The sequence below is a fragment of the Pasteurella multocida genome (genome assembly GCF_900187275.1).
GTDB lineage: Bacteria > Pseudomonadota > Gammaproteobacteria > Enterobacterales > Pasteurellaceae > Pasteurella > Pasteurella multocida.
Map to the genome: position 1 here is coordinate 673,073 of NZ_LT906458.1, position 22,580 is coordinate 695,652.

General features: G+C 40.0%; 24 protein-coding genes and 1 riboswitch. Of the genes, 7 read left to right on the forward strand and 17 right to left on the reverse strand.

Annotated features, from left to right (window positions below):
- Positions 1 to 62: 62 nt before the first annotated feature.
- Complete coding sequence (gene pepN, locus CKV69_RS03175) at positions 63 to 2,672, reverse strand: aminopeptidase N (protein ID WP_014326017.1); 2,610 nt, start codon at positions 2,670 to 2,672, stop codon at positions 63 to 65.
- A 170-nt stretch (positions 2,673 to 2,842) separates the two neighbouring features.
- Between pepN and purE the strand changes: the two genes are divergently transcribed.
- The 3 genes from purE (at position 2,843) to CKV69_RS03190 (ending at position 5,828) form a co-directional block, all read left to right on the forward strand.
- The gene (gene purE / locus CKV69_RS03180; RefSeq protein WP_014326018.1) at positions 2,843 to 3,343 is read left to right on the forward strand and encodes a 5-(carboxyamino)imidazole ribonucleotide mutase; all 501 of its coding nucleotides are present in this window, start codon (positions 2,843 to 2,845) and stop codon (positions 3,341 to 3,343) included.
- A 63-nt stretch (positions 3,344 to 3,406) separates the two neighbouring features.
- Positions 3,407 to 4,495 (forward strand): 5-(carboxyamino)imidazole ribonucleotide synthase, encoded by a 1,089-nt coding sequence (purK, locus tag CKV69_RS03185; protein ID WP_025248462.1) that lies wholly within the window; start codon positions 3,407 to 3,409, stop codon positions 4,493 to 4,495.
- Between the two features lie 142 nt (positions 4,496 to 4,637).
- Positions 4,638 to 5,828 (forward strand): amino acid aminotransferase, encoded by a 1,191-nt coding sequence (locus CKV69_RS03190; protein WP_005751474.1) that lies wholly within the window; start codon positions 4,638 to 4,640, stop codon positions 5,826 to 5,828.
- A 53-nt stretch (positions 5,829 to 5,881) separates the two neighbouring features.
- Here the strand turns inward: CKV69_RS03190 and moaE are convergent, their stop codons facing one another.
- The 4 genes from moaE to moaA all read right to left on the reverse strand — a co-directional run bounded on the left by moaE (position 5,882) and on the right by moaA (position 8,142).
- Positions 5,882 to 6,334 (reverse strand): molybdopterin synthase catalytic subunit MoaE, encoded by a 453-nt coding sequence (moaE, locus tag CKV69_RS03195; RefSeq protein ID WP_014326020.1) that lies wholly within the window; start codon positions 6,332 to 6,334, stop codon positions 5,882 to 5,884.
- A complete protein-coding gene (gene moaD, locus CKV69_RS03200; protein WP_005722203.1) occupies positions 6,335 to 6,580 on the reverse strand; it encodes a molybdopterin synthase sulfur carrier subunit in 246 nt (81 codons plus the stop codon).
- A gap of 12 nt (positions 6,581 to 6,592) precedes the next feature.
- Entirely contained in the window at positions 6,593 to 7,069 is a 477-nt protein-coding gene (gene moaC, locus CKV69_RS03205; RefSeq protein WP_005751476.1) for a cyclic pyranopterin monophosphate synthase MoaC, read from the reverse strand.
- A gap of 59 nt (positions 7,070 to 7,128) precedes the next feature.
- Positions 7,129 to 8,142 (reverse strand): GTP 3',8-cyclase MoaA, encoded by a 1,014-nt coding sequence (gene moaA / locus CKV69_RS03210; protein ID WP_014326022.1) that lies wholly within the window; start codon positions 8,140 to 8,142, stop codon positions 7,129 to 7,131.
- Positions 8,131 to 8,280, reverse strand: a riboswitch (molybdenum cofactor riboswitch). (Overlaps the previous gene by 12 nt.)
- Before the next feature lie 234 nt (positions 8,281 to 8,514).
- On the opposite strand from moaA, the gene CKV69_RS03215 reads away from it, so the two are divergent.
- Positions 8,515 to 9,441, forward strand: coding sequence for a gluconeogenesis factor YvcK family protein (locus tag CKV69_RS03215; protein ID WP_010906761.1), 927 nt, complete (start codon positions 8,515 to 8,517; stop codon positions 9,439 to 9,441).
- Positions 9,442 to 9,460: 19 nt separating this feature from the next.
- Here the strand turns inward: CKV69_RS03215 and CKV69_RS03220 are convergent, their stop codons facing one another.
- From CKV69_RS03220 to CKV69_RS03250, 7 genes are all read right to left on the reverse strand, one after another.
- A complete protein-coding gene (locus CKV69_RS03220) occupies positions 9,461 to 9,946 on the reverse strand; it encodes a C40 family peptidase (protein WP_005722210.1) in 486 nt (161 codons plus the stop codon).
- A gap of 81 nt (positions 9,947 to 10,027) precedes the next feature.
- Positions 10,028 to 10,324: an integration host factor subunit alpha gene (locus CKV69_RS03225; RefSeq protein WP_005722212.1), complete on the reverse strand. Its 297-nt coding sequence runs from the start codon at positions 10,322 to 10,324 to the stop codon at positions 10,028 to 10,030.
- A gap of 3 nt (positions 10,325 to 10,327) precedes the next feature.
- Positions 10,328 to 12,715 (reverse strand): phenylalanine--tRNA ligase subunit beta, encoded by a 2,388-nt coding sequence (gene pheT, locus CKV69_RS03230; protein WP_014326023.1) that lies wholly within the window; start codon positions 12,713 to 12,715, stop codon positions 10,328 to 10,330.
- A 22-nt stretch (positions 12,716 to 12,737) separates the two neighbouring features.
- Positions 12,738 to 13,187 carry a hypothetical protein gene (locus CKV69_RS03235; protein ID WP_016504344.1) on the reverse strand — a complete coding sequence of 150 codons (450 nt, stop codon included), beginning with the start codon at positions 13,185 to 13,187 and terminating at the stop codon, positions 12,738 to 12,740.
- A gap of 40 nt (positions 13,188 to 13,227) precedes the next feature.
- Positions 13,228 to 14,211 (reverse strand): phenylalanine--tRNA ligase subunit alpha, encoded by a 984-nt coding sequence (pheS, locus tag CKV69_RS03240; protein ID WP_005726492.1) that lies wholly within the window; start codon positions 14,209 to 14,211, stop codon positions 13,228 to 13,230.
- A 178-nt stretch (positions 14,212 to 14,389) separates the two neighbouring features.
- Entirely contained in the window at positions 14,390 to 14,908 is a 519-nt protein-coding gene (locus CKV69_RS03245; RefSeq protein WP_014326025.1) for a ClbS/DfsB family four-helix bundle protein, read from the reverse strand.
- Positions 14,909 to 14,936: 28 nt separating this feature from the next.
- The gene (locus tag CKV69_RS03250) at positions 14,937 to 15,599 is read right to left on the reverse strand and encodes a TIGR01621 family pseudouridine synthase (RefSeq protein WP_010906765.1); all 663 of its coding nucleotides are present in this window, start codon (positions 15,597 to 15,599) and stop codon (positions 14,937 to 14,939) included.
- 107 nt (positions 15,600 to 15,706) lie between these two features.
- On the opposite strand from CKV69_RS03250, the gene CKV69_RS03255 reads away from it, so the two are divergent.
- A complete protein-coding gene (locus CKV69_RS03255) occupies positions 15,707 to 16,357 on the forward strand; it encodes a histidine phosphatase family protein (protein ID WP_014326026.1) in 651 nt (216 codons plus the stop codon).
- A 30-nt stretch (positions 16,358 to 16,387) separates the two neighbouring features.
- On the opposite strand, the gene folC is transcribed toward CKV69_RS03255, so the two are convergent.
- From folC to truA, 3 genes are all read right to left on the reverse strand, one after another.
- Positions 16,388 to 17,716 (reverse strand): bifunctional tetrahydrofolate synthase/dihydrofolate synthase, encoded by a 1,329-nt coding sequence (gene folC, locus CKV69_RS03260; protein ID WP_014326027.1) that lies wholly within the window; start codon positions 17,714 to 17,716, stop codon positions 16,388 to 16,390.
- Positions 17,709 to 18,623 (reverse strand): acetyl-CoA carboxylase, carboxyltransferase subunit beta, encoded by a 915-nt coding sequence (gene accD / locus CKV69_RS03265; RefSeq protein ID WP_005751483.1) that lies wholly within the window; start codon positions 18,621 to 18,623, stop codon positions 17,709 to 17,711. The genes folC and accD overlap by 8 nt, the downstream gene beginning before the upstream one ends.
- An 83-nt stretch (positions 18,624 to 18,706) precedes the next feature.
- Positions 18,707 to 19,501, reverse strand: a complete 795-nt coding sequence (gene truA, locus CKV69_RS03270) for a tRNA pseudouridine(38-40) synthase TruA (RefSeq protein WP_005726499.1) — start codon at positions 19,499 to 19,501, stop codon at positions 18,707 to 18,709.
- A gap of 157 nt (positions 19,502 to 19,658) precedes the next feature.
- Here truA and CKV69_RS03275 point away from each other — a divergent pair, with 157 nt between their 5' ends.
- Positions 19,659 to 20,501 (forward strand): patatin-like phospholipase family protein, encoded by an 843-nt coding sequence (locus tag CKV69_RS03275; protein WP_014326028.1) that lies wholly within the window; start codon positions 19,659 to 19,661, stop codon positions 20,499 to 20,501.
- 68 nt (positions 20,502 to 20,569) lie between these two features.
- On the opposite strand, the gene rplY is transcribed toward CKV69_RS03275, so the two are convergent.
- Positions 20,570 to 20,854, reverse strand: a complete 285-nt coding sequence (gene rplY / locus CKV69_RS03280; RefSeq protein ID WP_005716009.1) for a 50S ribosomal protein L25 — start codon at positions 20,852 to 20,854, stop codon at positions 20,570 to 20,572.
- A gap of 217 nt (positions 20,855 to 21,071) precedes the next feature.
- Between rplY and CKV69_RS03285 the strand changes: the two genes are divergently transcribed.
- On the forward strand, positions 21,072 to 21,686 hold the full coding sequence (locus CKV69_RS03285; protein WP_005726503.1) for a DedA family protein: 615 nt from the start codon (positions 21,072 to 21,074) through the stop codon (positions 21,684 to 21,686).
- Between the two features lie 67 nt (positions 21,687 to 21,753).
- Here CKV69_RS03285 and bioD read toward each other — a convergent pair whose 3' ends face one another.
- A complete protein-coding gene (bioD, locus tag CKV69_RS03290; protein WP_014326029.1) occupies positions 21,754 to 22,488 on the reverse strand; it encodes a dethiobiotin synthase in 735 nt (244 codons plus the stop codon).
- Between the last annotated feature and the right edge of the window lie 92 nt (positions 22,489 to 22,580).

The following is a 22,580-nucleotide window of genomic DNA, read 5'->3' on the forward strand; positions in this document are numbered from 1 at the left end:
GTGAGCCATCAGATAAAAAAGTGCGGTCATTTTTTTACATTTTTGACCGCACTTTAAGCTATCTATTGTAAGGCTTTTTCGATTTTCTCATATAAATCACGAGAAATATTTTCCACTTCGCTTAAACGTTCTAACCCACGTTTCATCAAGGTTTGTCGTTGTCCATCATAACGCGAGAAACGAATTAATGGCTCAATTAAACGCGATGCCACTTGTGGATTGCTCTCATTTAAACGAATCAAAATATCGGTTAAGAAACGATAACCTGAACCATCAATAGCGTGGAACGCTTTCAAGTTATGATTGGCGAAACTACCGACTAAGGCTCTTAAACGGTTTGGGTTATTAAAGTTGAAACTTGGATGATCCATTAATTTCATCACATTCAATAACACATCGTCATCTGGACGTGTCGCTTGTAGCGCAAACCATTTATCCATCACTAAGCCATCATGTTGCCATTTGCTTTCAAAGTCCGCTAATAAGGTATCACGGCAAGGTAGCTGTGCTTTAGTCGCCGCACTTAAAGCTGCCAAAGTGTCTGTCATATTATTGGCATAACTATAATGTTTATTCACCAAGTTATTCCCAACCGTCGTATATGCCAAATAACTCACACACAGATTACGCAGGGCACGCAAAGCAATATCTTCTGGGTTAACACGATATACCTCTAAACGAATGTCGTTATACACTTTTAATAACGTTTGTTTCAGACTTTCTGCAATCGTGCGCACCATAAAATCACGCACCACACTAATCCCTTCTGGATCAATAGTTTTGAATAACTCGGCAAACTCAGTGACTTTTGGCAAAGTCAAAATGAGAGTAGCCAATTCAGGATCTTGCTGATAACCGTCTAAAATTTGGTATAACTCCGCCAATACCTCAGCAGAAAATTCTAAACTTTTGCCTTGTTGATAGCGAGTGAGATTACGACGTAATTCTGCGGCATAAAGCATTTGTGCCACATCCCAACGCACAAATTGATTTTCGGCATGGCGTAATAATGTGATTAACTGTGCCGTACTATACTCATAATGCAATTTGACTGGTGCCGAGAAATCACATAGCAAGGCGGGGACAGGTTTGCTTTTTACCCCTGTAAATTGGAAACTTTGCTCCGCTTGTTTAACATCGAGAACGGGGTTAATAATTTGACCATCGTTTTCTAAAACTTGCGCTTGACCGTTTTTATCGTATAACGCGATTTTTAATGGAATATGTAAATTGACTTTTTCCATTTGGTCTGCAGTGGGTGGCGTATGCTGTGCCACATGTAAAGTATAAACCGCCGTTTCGGGATCATAGCTATCTGTAATGGTTAATTCTGGCGTACCTGATTGGCTATACCAATGACGGAACTGTGTTAAATCAATGCCTGATGCACGTTCCATTGCCGATACAAAATCTTCACAAGTTGCCGCTTTGCCATCTTGTTCCGCCACATACAGTTGCATCCCTTTTTGGAATAACGTTTCGCCTAATAAGGTATGCATCATACGAATCACTTCTGCCCCTTTTTCATACACAGTCATGGTATAGAAGTTATTCATCTCAATTACTTTATCCGGGCGAATTGGGTGAGACATTGGACTGGCATCTTCGGCAAATTGTGCTGTGCGTAATAAACGGACATCTTCAATACGCTTACCGGAGCGCGACCAAAGGTCCGAAGTAAATTCTTGATCACGGAAAACGGTTAAGCCTTCTTTTAAGCTTAATTGGAACCAGTCACGACAGGTGATACGGTTCCCTGTCCAGTTATGGAAATATTCATGGGCGATGACACTTTCTACCGCAATATAATCTTCGTCTGTGGCGGTTTGCGGATTGGCTAACACAAATTTCGAGTTAAACACATTTAACCCTTTATTTTCCATCGCTCCCATGTTGAAGAAATCAACCGCCACGATCATATAAATATCCAAATCGTATTCAAGACCAAAGCGATCTTCATCCCATTTCATCGAGCGTTTTAAACTTTGCATTGCCCACTCTGCACGGTCTAAATTACCACGATCAACAAAAAGTTCTAACGCAACCTCTCGTCCACTTTTAGTTGTAAAAGTATCGCTTAATACATCAAAGTCCCCCGCCACTAATGCAAACAGATAGCTTGGTTTCGGAAATGGATCATGCCATTCCACCCAATGACGTCCATCAGGCAGTTCGCCACTGTCAACACGGTTCCCATTCGATAATAAATAAGGATATTTACTTTTATCTGCTGTAATTTTCGTCGTATAGCGTGCTAATACATCCGGGCGATCTAACATATAAGTGATTTGGCGGAACCCCTCTGCTTCACATTGCGTACACATCCCCTCACCTGATTGGTATAACCCTTGTAATGACGTATTTTTTTCTGGGCTTAAAATACTCACCACTTCCAAGCTAAATTGGTCTGCATCAACGGCACTTAAATTTAGGCTTAAACTCTCCCCATCTTGCTCAAAATGTTTAAAATCACGACCATTTAATTTGAGCGATGAAAATTGGAAACTGTGTCCATCTAAACGTAATTTTTGTGCTTGAGGATTTAAACGACGAAATTGGCTCGTGGCAGTAACCACTGTTTTTTTCGGATCAAGTTGAAAATCAAGCGCGATTTCTGTCACGGTGAAGTCTGGAGTACGATAATCTTTTCTGTATTTGGCTTTGGCTTGCATAAAACAACCTATTGTTATTCTTAAGACTAAAAAATGTAGTTAGGATATGATTTTCTTGACAAACTTGCAATCGTCTTTTCGTGTAGAAAAAACAAGGCAATCGTTTGCTTATTAATTATTGTATGCTATCCTAGCCACGCTTTAATTTTTGAATAACATGAAGGAATGACATGTCAAATTGCACACCTCAAATTGCGATTGTAATGGGCTCAAAAAGCGACTGGGCAACCATGCAAGAAGCAACTCATATTCTTGATGAATTACAAATTCCTTACCACGTTGAAGTGGTGTCTGCACATCGTACCCCTGATAAATTGTTCACTTTTGCAGAAACAGCGACGGCGAAAGGTTACAAAGTGATTATCGCAGGTGCCGGCGGTGCTGCCCATTTACCGGGTATGATCGCGTCAAAAACTTTAGTCCCTGTATTGGGCGTACCGGTCAAAAGTTCGATGTTAAGTGGCGTTGATAGTTTGTATTCGATTGTGCAAATGCCTAAGGGGATTCCTGTCGGAACCTTAGCGATAGGTCCCGCAGGAGCGGCTAATGCAGGTTTATTAGCGGCACAAATCTTAGCAGCCTTTGACTCCTCGCTCCTGACAAGATTAACGGCATTTCGAGAAAAACAAACAAATAACGTACTAGAAAATCCTGATCCACGGATGCCATAGCATTTTAGGGCGGACAGTTGTTCGCCCTGTCTCTTTTACTTTCTTTATATAATGGTTTTGAATATGCAAAAAAGTGCTTTATATCCAACAGTGTATGTCCTCGGTAATGGACAGCTCGGGCGAATGTTACGTTATGCGGGTGCCCCTTTAGATATTGATGTCCAACCGCTTGCTTTTAATACCCCACGCTTTGACTTAGCAACGGACAGTATCATCACCGCAGAAATTGAACGTTGGGAAAAAACACCTTTAACAGAAATGCTTGCTCATCACGCCAATTTTGTGAATCAGAGTGTGTTTGCCAAATTAGCTGATCGGTTATCACAAAAAACTTTGCTTGATGCACTCCAATTACCGACTTCCCCATGGTGTTTATTAAAAGACAAAAATCAATGGTCAACGGTATTTGATAGCATTGGCGAGAAAGTCGTCGTCAAACGTCGTATGGGGGGCTATGATGGTCGAGGTCAGTGGATTGTTCAACAACAAAATACCGATGCCATTACTGACGATTTATACGGTGAAACCATTGTTGAAAAATTTATTCCTTTTGATTATGAAATTTCTCTTGTAGGCGCACGTTTTAAAAATGGTGAAACACGCTTCTATCCTGTCACGCACAATTTACAACAAAATGGTATTTTGCGTTATAGCGTGGTCGATGTAGATTTCCCACAACAAGCACAACAGCAAGCCAGCGCCGAAGCCATGCTAAGCAAAATTATGCACCAATTAAATTATGTTGGGGTGATGGCAATGGAATGTTTTGTGGTCGGTGATCAGCTATTAATTAATGAATTGGCGCCTCGTGTTCATAACAGTGGACATTGGACACAACTAGGTTGTGCCATTAGTCAATTTGAATTGCATTTGCGTGCGTTATTGAATTTACCCACACCAACACTTGGCACCTTTGCGCCGAGTGTGATGGTCAATCTGATTGGGACAGAACACAATCTGGCTTGGTTAAATACGCCATTCAGCCAACTACATTGGTATGGCAAAGAAGTGCGTCCCGGACGTAAAGTGGGACACATTAACTTTACACATATTGATAAAAAAGTATTGATCGCAAGCTTAACCACATTATCACAGGCGTTACCTGCGGATTATCAATCTGGTTTAAATTGGGCAATAGAAAAATTACAATAATTCAATTTATTTACTGATTTTTAAGAGATTATTCAAAAAATAGGATTAGTTTTTAAATTCCTTTAAAGCGGGCTTGATAATATTTGCCTCGTGCAGTATAACTAGCTCACCGATAACTAAACACAACATTAAGGATTTCATTATGTTTGAAAATATTACCGCCGCGCCAGCTGATCCGATTTTAGGTTTAGGGGAATCATTCAAAGCGGAAACGCGCGATAATAAAATCAATCTTGGCATTGGTGTATATAAAGATGCTAAAGGCAATACACCAATTATGCGTGCGGTCAAAGAGGCAGAAAAGCGCTTATTTGATCTTGAAATGAGCAAAAATTATTTAGCTATTGACGGGGTTGCAGAATTCAATGCCTGTACGAAAGAATTGTTATTTGGCGCAGATTCAGAGATAGTTAAACAAGGTCGTGCAAAAACCGTTCAAAGTTTAGGTGGTACTGGTGCATTACGTATCGCAGCAGAGTTTATTAAACGCCAAACTAAATCACAAAATGTTTGGATTAGCACACCAACTTGGCCAAACCATAATGCGATTTTTAATGCTGTCGGCATGACGATTCGTGAATACCGTTATTATGATGCAGAGAATAAATGTTTAGATTGGGATAACTTAATTGCTGATTTAAGCAATGCGGGGGAAGGCGATGTTGTTTTACTACATGGGTGCTGTCATAACCCGACAGGAATCGACCCTACTCCAGCACAATGGCAACAATTAGCCAAAATGTCGGAAGAAAAAGGTTGGTTACCGTTATTTGATTTTGCTTACCAAGGTTTTGCAAATGGTCTCGAAGAAGATGCGTTTGGTTTACGTACCTTTGCCAAAAATCATAAAGAATTATTAGTCGCAAGTTCTTATTCTAAAAACTTTGGTCTTTATAGCGAGCGCGTTGGTGCTTTCACGTTAGTGGCAGAAACAGAGCAAGTGGCCGCGACGGCACTCACGCAAGTCAAAACCATTATTCGTACGCTCTATTCTAACCCAGCATCACATGGCGCAACGACAGTTTCTATGGTATTAAAAGACAGTCAGTTACGTGCCGAGTGGGAAAACGAATTAACCGAAATGCGTGAACGTATTAAGCAAATGCGTAGCCAATTTGTTGAATTATTGAAAGCATTTGCTTCAGAACAAGATTTTAGTTTTATTATTGATCAAAATGGGATGTTCTCTTTCTGTGGCTTAAATCCAGCACAAATGGATCGTTTAAAAGAGGAATTTGCTATTTATGCCGTGCGTTCTGGTCGGATTAATGTCGCAGGCATTACTGAACAGAATATTCGTTATCTGTGTGAAAGTATTGCGAAAGTCCTGTAATTATACTTTCATAACAAAGAAAAAACCGCACTATAAAAAGTGCGGTTCTTTTTTTACCAGCGTGCTAAGGCTTGCTGATCAGTATCGCGACTTTCAATCCAGCGCTCACCCTGAGTGGTTTTTTCTTTTTTCCAAAATGGGGCTTTGCTTTTTAAAAAATCCATAATAAATTCATTAGCTTGATAAGCTTCACCACGATGTACAGAACTCACCCCGACGAAAACAATCTCATCACCTGTTTGTAATAAACCAACACGGTGAATGACACAAACACGTTGAATGTCCCAGCGGGCTTTTGCTTGCGCCACAATCTCTGTTAGGGCTTTTTCAGTCATCGCGGGATAATGTTCTAAATACAAACTGGATACTTCATCGCCGAGATTTAAATCCCGTACTTTGCCCACAAAAACCACGGTAGCCCCGACAGAATGTTGTTCTGATAACCAACGATATGCCGCATTTTGATCAAAGGGCTGTTCTTGTACTGCAATTTGAATATCGCTCATTTATCCTCCAGTCACGGGTGGGAAAAACGCGACTTCATCACCCGCTTTCACTTCTGTATCTAAAGGCACTAAAGCCTGATTAATTGCCACTAATAATTTGCCTTTTTCAAGTGCTAACGCCCAACGCTCGCCTTTTTCAGCTAAATGCTGACGAACTTGCTCTGCTGTCTTAAACGTGGCAGGTAATTCAAGGCTATCGACTCCGATAAGTTCTCTGGTTTGAGCAAAAAATAAAATGTTTAGCATATTGTCTCGCTGTTATTTCGCAATAAAATGACCCGATTTTCCACCGCACTTTTCAAGCAAACGCACTTGTTCAATCACGATGTCTTTTTGCACCGCCTTGCACATATCGTAAATCGTCAGTGCAGCAACGCTAGCGGCGGTTAGCGCTTCCATTTCTACTCCAGTTTTGCCAGTCAATCTACACAGACTTTCAATACGCACTTGGTTACGTTCCACAACGGGAGTTAAGCTCACTTCTACTTTAGATAATAACAAAGGATGACACAGCGGAATTAAATCCCATGTACGTTTCGCCGCCTGAATCCCCGCGATACGCGCCGTAGCAAATACATCACCTTTATGGTGTTGTCCAGAAAGAATCATATTCAGCGTTTCTGGTGACATTGTCACTAATGCTTCCGCTCTTGCCTCACGCACGCTCTCTTGTTTGCCTGACACGTCCACCATATTGGCTTCCCCTTGGCAATTAATATGGGTAAATGTACTCATAATTTCTCATGGTTAAGTTGAAAAATAGAAAAAGTGCGGTCAATTTGTAGAAAATATGATTAACCGCCGATACTGGCTAAATTTGCGCGTACACCACTATCACCTTGATGTAAGAAATGATGCTCACGTTTGCCTTGTAGTACAGAAGAAATACGTGCTTGTAATTGCAATTGTTGATCATCCGATTGCAATAAGTCACGTAACGTAATGCCTTCTTCACCAAACAAACATAAGTGCAGTTTGCCTTTCGCTGATACCCTTAAACGATTACAGCTAGCACAGAAATTTTTCTCATAGGGCATAATCAAGCCTACTTCGCCAACATAATCTGGGTGTTTAAATACTTTAGCCGGTCCATCAAGTAATCCCTTGCTTTGTAAGGTCCAACCCGCATTGATTAATTTATCTGCTAACAATTGACCAGATACATGATGTTGCTGAAAGAAATGATCCATTTCACCCGTTTGCATCAATTCAATAAAACGCATTTGGATCGGCTTGTCTTTAATCCAAGTTAAGAACTGATTAAAATCCGCATCATTAAGATCTTTCATTAACACGGAATTGACTTTGATTTTCTGATAGCCCACCTCAAAAGCACGCTCAAGACCACGCATTACGTCTTCAAATTTGTCTATTCCGGTAATACGATGGAACATTCGGGCATCTAAGCTATCAATACTCACGTTAATCGACGTGATCCCCGCCTCTTTCCACGCAGCAACATCTTTTGCCATACGGTAGCCATTCGTGGTCAAAGCAATCTGTTTAATGGTAGGATTTTGAGCAATGGTTTCAACAATAGGTAAAAAATCTTTACGTAAGGTAGGTTCTCCCCCCGTAATACGGACTTTTTCAGTGCCCATGTTAGCAAAACTTTTTACCACTAAACGAATTTCATTTAAGGTGAGAAAACTGGGTTTATTTGACTCAGGTTGATAACCATTCGGCAAACAGTAATTACAGCGGAAATTACACACATCTGTAATTGACAGTCGCAAATAGTAATAGCGACGTTGGAACGCATCCACTAAAGGATCATTACCAACATGTTTAATTGGAATTGTTTGCATGTCACACCTTTCTAAAATACGAGAGGATAAACCGTTTCCAGCGTATCCCTGAATAGCACAAGTTTTATGCTATTGGCATTACCACCCTATTTCTATTGTAGAAACGTAGGTTAAATAAGCTCGGAGTTATGCGATAATAGGTTAATCAAATTGTTAATTGGTATTGTAAAAGATAAGTTTATTCAATTGCAAACAATTAATATGATCTCAGTCATAAAAGCATAAAATTCTTTAAAATCAATTATATAAAAAAATATATAGCGTTGAAATCGACGCTTATTTCGAGCACTTTTCTACTCAATTTGGCGTAGAAAAGAACTTTGGAAAAATAGCGATGTCTTTAGTTATAACGAAAAAAATAAAAGGGTAAACATGTCAGATTTAACTCGTTTTACACAGTATGAGCACTTAGATAAAGTCAAAAAAGTCGTCGCGATTGGCGGAGGGCATGGCTTAGGGCGACTGATGTCTGCATTAAGTTTCATGAAATCACGTTTAACGGGTATCGTGACCACGACTGATAATGGCGGTTCAACAGGACGTATCCGGCTTAATCATGGCGGAATTGCGTGGGGTGATCTGCGTAATTGTTTAAATCAGATTATTACTGAACCCAGTACTGCTTCTAGTTTATTTGAATATCGCTTTACTGGGCAAGGTGAACTCTCTGGGCATAACTTAGGGAATCTCATGCTCAAAGCCTTAGAAAATATGCACATTCGTCCAGTGGAGGCGATTCATTTAGTGAGAGAGTTATTGCATGTCAAATCTCATATTTTTCCGATGTCTGAAAGTCCGGTTCACCTTGCTGCCGTCTTACAATCCGGTGCCAGCATTGTTGGTGAAGTGGGAATTGATAATCTCACTGAATTACCCAAATCCATTTTTTTAGTGCCTTTAGTCAAGGCTACACCAGAGGCAATTGAAGCATTACAGGAGGCAGATGTGATTTTGTTTGGTCCTGGCAGTTTTCTCACCAGTATTCTGCCACCCATTTTATTACCTGAAGTAATCGAAGCATTGCAAAAAAGTCACGCAAAGAAAATATTTATCGATAATTTAGCCCTTGAGCAAAGCCCTGCCGCCTCTCTATCGCTATCAGATCGTATTCAATGGATTCATCATACCGTTGGTAAAGAGATTATTGATGCGACAATCGTTCCAACCAATGCAAACGACTTGTGCGAGAATTTATCCTTGAAAGTGATGGTTCGCCCATTACAGGCAGATGATATTAGCTATCGCCATGATCGAAGTTTGTTATCACAAGCGATTGATGATTTACTTGGCGAATTATAATCTTTCGCCAATCACCGTATTAAATGCGTCTTGCTTGCCAATATTTTTTTGACCAATAGGGACTATTTAAAGAAGAATAGATCACCCCTCCTTTAGTTGAGGCATGCAAAAACAAATCATCTTTGACATAAATACCAACATGATAGCCATTTGGACCTCGACCGGTTTTAAAAAACACTAAATCACCGGTTTGGATATCCTGTTTAGACACTAATTTTCCATAATTAGCTTGCTGTACCGTCATTCTCGGTAAAAGAATATCAAAGCGATCTAAAAACGTTTTTTGTACAAAACCAGAGCAATCAATACCGGCACGACTTTGTCCACCTAAACGATAGGGCGTTCCTGCCCATTCACGTTGTTGCTCACTCAATAAGGCAATCACCATAATCGGATCATTGAGTTGCCCCTTATAACTGATTTTCCCCGTATTGCTATGATGACCACAGGCAGATAGTAGGCAAAACAGACTTACGAATACACATTGCTTTAATAACATCTTCATATTTTTCTACCAAAAGGAAAGCTATCCATAGTTAGCCTACAGATAGCTTAACGATTTGAAAGCGTACTTCAAAAGCGAAAATTAACTCTTTGGTTTCGTTTTTTCTACGCGGGCACGAAGTTTTTGACCAGGTTTGAATGCCACGACACGACGAGCAGAAACAGGAACACTTTCACCCGTTTTAGGATTTCGACCTGGGCGAGATGATTTATCCCGTAATTCAAAATTACCAAAGCCAGAAAGTTTGACATCTTCGCCTGTTTCTAATGCAACTCGAATTTCTTCAAAAAAGTTTTCCACTAATTCTTTCGCATCACGTTTATTTAAATGAAGTTTTTCAATTAAATTGTCTGCGAGTTCTACTTTGGTCAGTGTCATAATTTAATCTCTCAAATAAGCATTAAAACGTTGTTTTAACTCAGACAATACAACAGAAACCACTGCGTTGATATCATCTTCCTCAAGAGTTTTTTCATTATCTTGAATAATCAAACTAATCGCTAAACTCTTGTGGCCTTCAGCCACACCATTGCCTTGATAGACATCGAACAGGTTAACTTGAGTTAATGTTTCGCCAGCAACCTCTCGACACGCGTCAAGCACATCGCTTGCTGCAACACCCTCAGCAACAACGATAGCTAAATCTCGGCGATTTGCAGGAAAACGTGAAATCTCTTTTGCTTGCACTACTTGACGTGTTGCAATCGCTTGCCAAAGAATCTCAAATACCACTGTTTTTCCATTTAAACCCAGTTGTTTCGCGGCATTTGGATGAAGTGTACCAATAAAACCAATTTCTTCACCATTTAACATGATGGCCGCAGATTGACCAGAATGTAATGCTGGATATGATTTTGCTACAAATTTAACCAAATTTCTAGTCCCTGTTAAAGATAAAATGCTTTCTAAATCCCCTTTTAGGTCAAAGAAATCGACACTTTCGGCTTTACCTGCCCAGTGTTCTGCTTTTTTATTGCCCGTCATCACAGCCGCTAAAACAAATTCTTGACGTACGCCAAATTCTGCCTGCGTGTCTGGAATAAAGCGTAAACCTGTTTCAAATAAGCGAACGCGAGTTTGCTGACGATTTTGGTTATACTGTACTGCGCCTAACAAACCACTTAATAGGGATAAACGCATGGCGGACATTTCCACTGAAATTGGATTTGGTAAGACCAGTGCATCTTGTTGTGGATGTAAAATGCTTTGTATTTTTGGATCAACGAAACTATAAGTAATCGCCTCTTGGTAATCGGCATCAACCAGTGCAGTTTTAATTCGGGTCAAATCTAAATCCGCTTCTTTATGCTCGCGCATACGTAAATGTGCTAATGGCGCCTTGTTTGGAATACTGTTGTAACCATAAATACGTGCGATTTCTTCCACTAAATCTTCTTCGATTTCAATATCAAAACGCCAACTTGCTGATGTCACTTGCCATACATCGTTAGCATAGCTCACTTGTAAGCCAAGGCGCGTTAAAATATCCGTGACGGTTTCTGTTTCAATATGGTGACCTAATAAGGCATCTAACTTTTCACGACGTAAACTTACTTGGTTCAGTTTCGGTAAAAAGACGTCACTAGCAACTTCACAAATGTCACCGACTTCCCCACCACAGATTTCCACTAACAAGGCTGTTGCTCTTTCCATCGCTTGACGCTGTAATTCAAAATCAACCCCCCGTTCGAAACGATGAGAAGAATCGGTATGTAAGCCATATTGTCTTGCTCGACCAGCAATGGCTAACGGTGCAAAGAAAGCAGCTTCCAAAATAATGTCTTTAGTTTCTGCATTTACCCCACTGGCTTGTCCACCAAAAATCCCCGCCATCGCTAATGGTCCATTTTGGTCCGCAATTAATAAAGTGTTATCTTTTAATTTTGCCGTAGAACCGTCTAAAAGCACGAGCGCTTCACCTGATTTTGCCATACGGACTTGTACTGGCTGAGCGACTTTGGCTGCATCAAATGCATGCATCGGTTGACCCAGTTCAAGTAAAATATAGTTAGTCACATCGACTACTGGATCAATAGAGCGAATCCCACAACGGCGAAGTTTTTCTTGTAACCACATTGGTGATGGCGCTTGCACATTGACATTTTTCACTACACGTAATAAATAACGTGGGCACGCTTCAGGCGCATGCAGTTGAATATCAACTTTATCAGTAATTGTCGCTTTCACTGATTCAAAGTGCGGTGTATTAACAGCCAGTTTATTGACGACACCGATTTCACGCGCAATACCTGTGATACTTAAACAGTCTGCCCGGTTTGGGGTTAAGCTAATTTCTACCGTATTATCATCTAAGGTTAAATAATCACGTAGATTAGTGCCGACTGGCGCATTTTGTGGTAGTTCAATGATACCGCTGGATTCCACATCAATACCTAATTCGCTGAATGAGCAAAGCATACCTTCTGAAGGTTGACCACGTAATTTGGTTTTCTTGATTTTGAAGTCACCCGGTAAAACAGCCCCTTCTGTCGCACAAGCCACTTTTAAGCCTTGACGACAATTTGGTGCACCACACACAATATCTAATAGGCGATCACCACCAACATTAACTTTGGTCACACGTAATTTATCGGCATCAGGATGTTGGGCGCATTCCACTACCTCACCGACAACCACGCCCGAAAAATCACCCGCGACCTTTTCTACGCCGTCTACTTCTAAACCTAACATCGTGATTTGATCGCATAATTGCGCTGTGCTAATAGCGGGATTTACCCATTCACGCACCCATGATTCACTAAATTTCATCTATTTACTCTCTATATTCTTTCTATTTTAAAATTTGGAATGCTAATCCTTTAAACACAATATCATTAAATTGGAGTTCTAACTGATACGTACCAACGGGATCATTTTTACTAAATTGCCAACATTGTGTAATTGCACCATTTGCGATATTGGCTTTTGGCAAATTAAAGATAATTAAGTTACCAGTCCCATCTTCTGTCGTACGCGTTTCTGCATTTTCTGCTTGCATACGAATGGGAGCCGGTGCCACAAAATATTCTGCCAACAAATTCTGTTCTTTTACCTCAACGTTTTCAACAAAGATACATAATTGGTGTGGTTTAGCGCGCGAAAATTTATTTCCCTCTATTAACTGGGGCGCTTTTCCTGACAGATCAAAAAGACGAAAACCAGCGATCGGCTGTGCTATTTTTTCTTCTTTTTTACTGGCAACCGTATTTTTTGCATTTACTGACATCACAACAGAAAACATAAGCAAACTCATTGCTATGATTTTTTTCATGGCGATTCTCTTATTTAAATTGTTTTAAGAAACGTAAGTCATTTTCAAAGAAAGCACGTAAATCTGTGACGTTGTAGCGTAACATCGTTAAGCGCTCAACCCCCATCCCCACCGCAAAGCCAGCATATTCATTTGGGTCAATCCCAACATTGCGTAAAACATTCGGATGTACCATACCACAACCTAGTACTTCTAACCATTTGCCATTTTTGCCCATCACATCCACTTCAGCGGAAGGTTCAGTGAACGGGAAATAGGAAGGACGGAAACGCACTTGTAAGTCTTCTTCAAAAAAGGCGCGTAAAAAGTCATGGAGTAACCCTTTTAATTCAGTGAAGTTCGCTTTTTTATCCACATACAATAATTCAATTTGGTGGAACATCGGTGTATGTGTTTGGTCGTAGTCGTTACGGTAAACACGTCCTGGTGCCATAATGCGAATTGGCGGTTGCATTTTTTCCATCGTACGAATTTGTACACCAGAGGTTTGTGTGCGTAGTAATAATTCTGGGTTAAACCAAAATGTATCGTGATCCGCTCGGGCTGGGTGATGTTTCGGAATATTGAGGGCATCGAAATTATAATAGTCGCTTTCAATTTCTGGACCACTTTCGACGGAAAAACCTAACTCAGAGAAGAATTTGGTCACACGATCAATCGTCATTGTCACTGGATGTAATCCCCCAGTTTCCACTTTACGTCCCGGCAAGCTTACATCAATTTTTTCTTTCGCTAATTGTGCATTTAATTCCGCTGTTTCAAGCTGTACTTTCTTTTCATTTAATGCATTTTGTGCAAGTTGTTTTGCATCGTTAATTTTTTGACCTACGGCTGGACGTGCTTCTGGTGAAACATCACGTAATCCTTGCATTAATGCCGTAAAAGGTCCCTTTTTACCAAAATATTCCACACGAATCGCATCTAATGCTTTGCCATCTTCCGCACGGGCAATTGCATCCAATGCTTGTTCGGTAATTTGTTCTAGGTTTTGCATGCCTTCCTCTAAATTCAATTATGCTGTGAAAAATACTGTTAATGATAATACTAACTGCCTTAAAAATCACGTTTTTATTGGCGTTTTTTGTGTTTTAATGACGGTCAAGTCCATTAGGGTTTAACCTTGAGTGAAGTGATAAGAAAGAAAGGAAATTGGCATTAATACCATCGTGTCATTATAAACAGTGTTTCTTCCATTTTCTTATTTTTGTTCTAAAGCTCGTAAAGGGGGCAACCGTATTCACATGAATAAATTGAGATACTGTCCATTTGGCATTTTTAGTGGCATTATCCGCCCACTTTCGTTGATGTTGGGAAAAAAGCGTTTCATCGCTCATGGTATCAATTAGATAATAAATTGTTTCTATATTATGTGCTAATCGACTTTTTAATTCGGCTAAGGACAAATGTACATAAGTTTGATTAAACCATTGATAAAGTTCACTTAATTGATTCCACTTGAAGTGTTCAGAAGGGGTTTTAACAAGCAATCCCTTTCGTTCATCTTGTTCCCAGCTGATCAATAAACTTGTCCAACCAACTTGATAAGCTAAGTTTTGCACAGGTGTTCGCTCAACCTCTGTACATCCTGTCTCTTTTAAATCTTCCGGAATGGTTTCAAATTCTGACAAATATTTCTCATACGTTTGTTGTATCGCATTTTTTAAAGCCGTTTTACTCGTATAATGACGCATAAAAATCTCCTCGTGTATCAATAACACCTTACTCTTTAGCCGACGCCACTAATAACTCTGCTAACGGGATTCTCTCAAAAAATTGACCGCACCTTGGCAATGATTGAATATCAAACACCTGTCCTTGATAGTCAAATTGTAAACGATAAGCATGTAAATAAGTGCGGTCTATTTTTGCTGAATTACCTGCATACAATGCATCCCCTAAAATTGGACTGCCTAAACTCTTCATTGCTACACGTAACTGGTGTGTTTTCCCTGTTTGTGGCTTTAAAATAAACAAGCGCAAATTCGGTTCACAATTGATGGAGTGGAAGCGAGTAATCGCAGGATTGGTCTTAGTCGGACAAAGTTTCCAAGCGCCACGACGCGCTTTTTGCATATCACCGACGATCAATCCCTGCTTTTTCTTGGGTTTATGTTGAGATAAAGCAAGATACGTCTTTTGGATACGGTGTTCGGCAAACAATAGAGAAAGTGCGCGAGCAGCGCGTTGGTTTAATGCCAATAAGAGTAACCCTGAAGTAATTTTATCTAAACGATGTACTAACCAAACCTGTGGTACATCAAGTTGCTGTGCGACTAGGGTCGTAAGACCTACTGCTTCCTCATCTTTATGTACACTGATACCACAAGGTTTATCAATCACAACAAAATCAGGATGTTGATAGATAAGATGAAATACAGGCATAAGGTTCTCAATTAATCATAAAGGAAAAACATTATACCATACTTGGCTCCCCTCCATTATCAGGATTTTTTCGCTATAATGGATTGCAGATATAAATGAGGAACAACATGAAAACATTAACATTCTATTTGATACGTCATGGTAAAACGGAGTGGAACGAAAAAAGGTTATTACAAGGAAATGGGGACTCCCCTTTGACACAAGAAGGCATTGAAGGTGCTAAGCGCACAGCAAAAGCATTATCCAACATTGATTTCACTGCCGCCTATAGTAGCGTATTGCCCCGTGCAATTTCCACTGCAAACATGATTTTAGCGCACAAAACCACCCCATTAATTTGTCATGCAGGCTTAAATGAATTGTGTTTTGGCTCATGGGAAGGGCAAGCCATTGAGGAATTAAGTTGCTTACCGGAATACCGTCAAATGCGCGATCAACCTGCGCAGTATTTGGGGTTAACCAATGGCGGGGAAACTTATCAGCAATTAGCAACACGCGCGATGGGCGTCATTGAACAGATTATTCAACGTTATGACACTGGAAATATTCTCATTGTCTCTCATGGTCATACTTTACGTATGCTTTTGGCGTTGTTTCATGGTGCCACTTGGCAAACCCATCGAGAAAAAAGTACCAGCTTAGCGAACACGTCCATTAGCGTTGTACACTATTTACAAACTGAGAATGAAACAGGACGCTTTGTGCTTGAGAAAGTCAATAATATACAGCATTTAACCGATTCATTCGATGAGGAATAAAGGCAGAAGTCTATTCTGCCTTATTGAGTATTAAAGTAACTGTAAGAATTCGCCAACAGTATGGAAAGAGCCAAAGACTAAGATTACATCATGCGCTGTTGTCGTTGCCAACGCTTGTTTTACACCTAACGCCACAGAGCTCGCAGTGTTTGCATGCAGTTGATGAGATTGTCCCTGTGCAATTTGTTGCAACGTCACAAATAATGCCTGTCCGCTTTGACCTCGATACCCTTCTAATGTCACGCAATACCATTCATCAATCACCGGTAACAAAGGAGAAAGCACGCCTTGTGCATCTTTATCTTTTAAAATGCCACAAACAGCGACGATCTTACCTGTTATTTTCGCCTTAAGTGCGGTCAGTTTCTCTGCTAAATAAAGGGCTGCATGTGGATTATGCCCCACATCAATAATCATGTGTGGAAAATCAGCCCATGGTTTCGCTAAATTTTCGGCTAAAGGGAAAAGGACATCTGGTTTTAAGGTTTGAAAACGCCCAACTAATTCCACTTCTTGCAAAGATTGACGAATCACCTCTTCTGAAATCTGAAAAGGCAACTGTTCAAATGTAGCGAGTGCTGTTGCGGCATTAGCGAGTGGAATTTGACAACATGGCAAATTTTTCAACCGCACTTTTTGCCCACACCAATCCCAATGCTCCGCTTGTAAACGGAAATGCCAATCTTGATCACGACAAGAGATTTGGCATCCGAGTGACTTAGCATGCTCCAATAATCTTTGAGGAATATTAGGCTCTCCAATAATCGCTGGTTTATGTGCACGGAAAATGCCTGCTTTCTCAAACCCGATTTGTTCGCGATCTGCCCCTAAAAAATCCACATGATCAATGTCTATACTGGTAATCACCGCCACATCACTATCAACAATATTAGTCGCGTCTAAACGTCCTCCCAATCCCACTTCTAAAATCACCACATCCAATTTCGCTTGCTTAAATAAATGCAAGGCAGAAAGGGTGCTAAACTCAAAATAGGTTAACGATTCACGTTTATGTTGTTCAATAAAGGCAAAAGAAGCCGTATGCGCTTCATCTGGCAATTCTTGGTCTTGAATACGTACGCGTTCATTATAGCGAAGCAAATGAGGGGAAGAATACACACCAACACGGTAGCCTGCCTTTAATAAAACGGTTTCCAATAAACGACACGTAGTGCCTTTACCATTAGTACCACCCACCGTGATGACAAATGGTGCGGGCGTGAGCAAATCCAGCGCCTTGGCAACCGATTTAATTCTATCTAGCCCTAAATCAATGGCTTTAAAATGGCTGTTTTCCAAATAAGAAAGCCACTGCGCAAGAGGCGAAGTGGCTGTTAATGATACTGTAGAATTATTCATTATCGCTTTTACTTTGTTCTTCGTTTTCTACCAATTCAGGTTCCACAAAAGGCGATGGTTTATTGCTTAATTTGCTTAACACACTTGCTAACGTATGACGCATGTCAGCACGCTTCACAATCATGTCAATTGCGCCTTTTTCAAGCAAAAATTCACTACGTTGGAAACCCTCAGGTAATTTTTCACGTACAGTTTGCTCAATCACACGCGGACCAGCAAAACCTATTAACGCTTTCGGTTCTGCGATATTAATGTCACCCAGCATCGCAAAGCTCGCAGAAACACCACCTAACGTTGGATCGGTTAATACGGAAATAAATGGCACACCTTGTTCACGCATTTTGGCTAAGACAGCACTGGTTTTTGCCATTTGCATTAAAGAGAATAAGGCTTCTTGCATACGTGCGCCACCACTGGCAGAGAAACACACAAAAGGACAGTTCTCAGCAATCGCTTTTTCTGCTGCTTGCACAAATTTTGCGCCCACAACTGAGCCCATTGAGCCACCCATAAAGCTAAAGTTAGAGGCAGCGGCGACAATTGGCATACCGTATAAAGTGCCAAACATTGAAATTAATGCGTCTTTTTCACCCGTTTCTTTTTGTGCTGCGGAAATCCGATCTTTATATTTTTTTAAGTCTTTAAATTTTAAGATATCTTTTGGTTCAAGTTCCGCAGATAATTCTTGGCTACTGTCTTTATCTAAAAGTGCCAAAAGACGTTCTCTCGCATCAATACGCATATGATGTCCACATTTTGGACAAACTTCTAAATGACGTCTTAACTCATCACGATACAACACTTGCTCACAAGAAGTACATTTAGTCCAAACGCCCTCAGGAACGTTCGCTTTACGCGAGCTTGTGGAAGAAGTATCTTTATTAAAAATTCGATCAATCCAACTCATGTTAACCCTTTTTATTAACGAGAAAATTCGATGTATTACACCATAATTTAAGGCAATATGCTAGCAATAAAGGTCTGATGTGACTAGCCTAATTCATTTTCTAAAAACAAAGGCCCTAACGCATTTTGAGGTAACTGAAATTGCGTAGGATAACTCACATTAACCAAATAAAGCCCTTCCGGTTTTGCGGTGGGTGCCGCTAATCTGCGATCTTTTTGCGCCAGCAACCACCCTATCCATTCTACAGGTTGATGACCCGCGCCGACTTCAATCAGACTGCCCACAATATTGCGCACCATGTGATGAACAAATGCATTGGCTTGGATATCCACAATAATATATTGCCCACGTCGCACCACTTTTAAATGATGAACATTGCGAAATGGTGTATGTGATTGACATTGTGCTGCACGAAAAGAAGAAAAGTCTTGTTCACCTAATAACGCTTGTCCCGCTTGATGCATCAAGTGGTGATCTAAGTCTAAATGACAATGTGTGACACCTTCAGGCAAAATTGCCGAGCGCAATTTATTACAATACAAAATATAGCGATAACGGCGTGCAGTAGCACTAAACCGGGCATGAAAATCATCAGTAACACATTTTGCCCAGCTCACTGAAATATCATCAGGCAAATTCGCATTCACACCAAAACTCCATGCTTTTTCTGCCCGAATGGCATCGGTTTCAAAATGCACAACTTGCCCTGTGGCATGCACCCCTGAATCCGTTCGCCCTGCACAAAAAATCTGACAGGGTTGGTTAGCGACAAAAGAAATCGCTTTTTCTAACTGCTCTTGTACACTCGCCACATTTTCCTGACGCTGCCAACCACAATAATTTTTTCCGTTATATTGAATGCCTAATGCAATTTTCATGGTTTATATATCTTTTTAAATAGGATGCTGTAAAACACCCTATTATAGAGGAGATTTACGCTAGCGATAAGCAGAAAAATCAGGCACAATTTGAGTCAGGTCGTTTAAAATCAACAAAAGTGCGGTCAATTTTCCTCACTTTTTTCAAGGATACAAAATGAAAGTCGGTTTAGTATTAGAAGGTGGTGGCATGCGTGCCATGTTCACTGCTGGTGTGTTAGATGTGTTTCTAACTGAAAATGTGCAGGTTGATGGGATTGTTGCCGTATCCGCGGGCGTCTTATTTGGGGTAAATTATCCTGCAAAGCAATATGGACGGGCTCTGCGCTACAATAAAAAATATCTCAATGATAAACGCTACATGGGCTGGCATAGCTTGCTCACAACCGGCAATATTGTTAATAAAGATTTTGCTTTTTATGAATTACCTTTCACCTTAGATCCTTTTGATGCCGAAACATTTCGCCAATTGAAAATTGATTTTTATGCCACTTTAACCAATGTGCAAACAGGCGAAGCGGAATATGTCAAATTAGACGATGTGTTTAATGAAATGGAAGTACTGCGCGCTACATCAGCGATGCCTTTTGTTTCCAAAATGGTAGAGATCAATGGACAATACTATCTTGATGGTGGCATTGCCGATAGTATCCCACTCAAAAAATGTCAAGCATTAGGCTATGACAAAATTATTGTGGTGTTAACTCGCCCATTAGAATACCGTAAAAAAACCACACCTTCTTGGATCTTTAACCTCTTTTATCGTGACTATCCTCACTTAGTGGAAAAACTGAAAACACGTTACCAAAATTACAATGATACCGTAGAGGAAATTATTCGGCTTAATAACAACAAAGACATTTTTGTTATTCGTCCTTCTCATCACTTACCTATCAGCCGTATTGAAAAAGATGTTGAGAAAGTGCAAGCGATGTATGATCTGGGGGTTACCGATGCTAAACGTGAAATGGCGGCACTTAAAGCATTTTTAAGCCGTTAAGATGGAAAAAACATAAAAAAGAAAAGCCCAATAAGCGAACTTATTGGGCTTTTGCATCATGCGATTAATTAAACACGTTTGAAATCGATGTGAACTAATTTTGGTTTGAATGGGTGACGTTGCATCGCTTGTGCTTTCACTGCAACTTCTTTCCCTTCAATCACTAATGTAATAACATCAGTGTAGAATGCATCATGAACTTGTGCGTTATTTAAATCATCGTGGTTTAAGACGATTGAAACAGGCGCTTCGCTACCACCGTAAACGATTGCAGGAATTTGACCATTATGACGCAGGCGGCGGCTCGCACCCTTACCTTGCGATTGACGAACTTCAGCATTAAATTTAAACATTTTTCGCTATCTCATAGTTAATAGTAAAAGACAAAAATCGCAGGCGACCCAGCGATTTTCCATAAATCAGCTCAAAGCAAGCTACTTCGAGGCGCTAGATTATATTTGATTTGCCCCAACAAATCAAACAGAAAATACCACTGACTTTTTTCGCGACTTTATGCAAAAAACGCGCTAGAATAGCAGACCGTTTTTTATTGTAAATTGAGTGCTTGTAATGGATATCCTAATTTCATTTTTCTCTGATTATGGTTATTTTGCCGTCTTATTTGTACTGATTCTTTGTGGATTCGGTTTGCCGATTCCAGAAGATATTACTTTAGTGTCTGGTGGCGTGATTGCGGGTTTATACCCAAACGATGTCAATGTCCATGTCATGCTAGGGGTGAGTATGTTTGGCGTATTGGCGGGTGACTCCTGTATGTATTGGCTAGGACGTTTTTATGGCGCCAAAATTTTACGCTTTCGTTTCATGCGTAAATTAATCACCGTCAAACGTTTAAGGCTCGTCAGAGAGAAGTTTGAAAAATATGGTAACCGTGTATTGTTTACAGCACGTTTCTTACCCGGTCTTAGAGCGGTGATTTATATGGTATCGGGAATTACTCGCCGTGTCAGTTATACGCGCTTTTTACTGATTGATTTCTTTGCCGCCATTATTTCTGTTCCCATTTGGGTTTATTTGGGCTTTTTCGGTGCGCAAAATTTAGATTGGTTACATGAACAAATCCACAAAGGTCAACTTGTGATTTATATTTTAATTTTTGCCTTGGCGATTTTCCTATTATGGAAATGGAAAAAGAATAAAAAAGCCAAAATGAATATGGAATAAGTTCATTTTCCGATCAAAAAAAGCGTTTTGTGAAAGATAAAACGCTTTTTTTGCCTTGAATGTTGCACTAATCTGCTAAAACAGTTTCCATATAGGTTAAGCGATCGAGATTATGAATATAACGTGCTAAGTCTTGTTCTTCCGGCTTATGTAAATACGGAATTTGCCCCAATAAAGGAGCATCAATTTTTTCACTGAGCAAATCAATAATCTCGGCATAATGTCCTAAACAGGGATTAATTCGATTAGCAATCCAACCTAATAATGGCAAACCTTTCTGTTGTATAGATTCGACTGTTAATAACGCATGGTTAAGACACCCCTCTTTAATTCCCACGACCAATACAACAGGCATTTGATGTGATTTTGCCCAATCTGCAAAGCAATACGTTTTATTAATGGGCGTTAGCCAACCATAGCTGCCTTCGACTAAAACAGATTGATACTTTTGATTTAAACGAGCTAAATCCGCATCCATTTTTTCAATGCGAATATGTTTACCTTGAACAGAAAAAACGGGAAGGCTGTGGCGAAAGGTATAACTATTGATTTCCTGATAACTTACTTTTTCGTGAGTTGATTTCATCAGTGTTAGCACATCACTATTATCTTGTGAATCGTAATCACTTTCTGCGGCTTGTTGATTTTCCATATCGGTATAAACACATTCTTCTCGACTAAAGGCAACTGGTTTATAGCCCACAATTTGGATACCTTGATTTTGTAAAGCTTGTATAATGGCTCGACTTGCGACTGTTTTACCTACATTAGTATCCGTGCCTGTCAGAAAAAAACTGCTCATGGTTTATCCCCTTGTTATTTCTTAATGCAAGATCTTAAAGCAATCACGCAAAAAAAATGTTGAGATAACACAACTTTTTCTCAGAAATTATT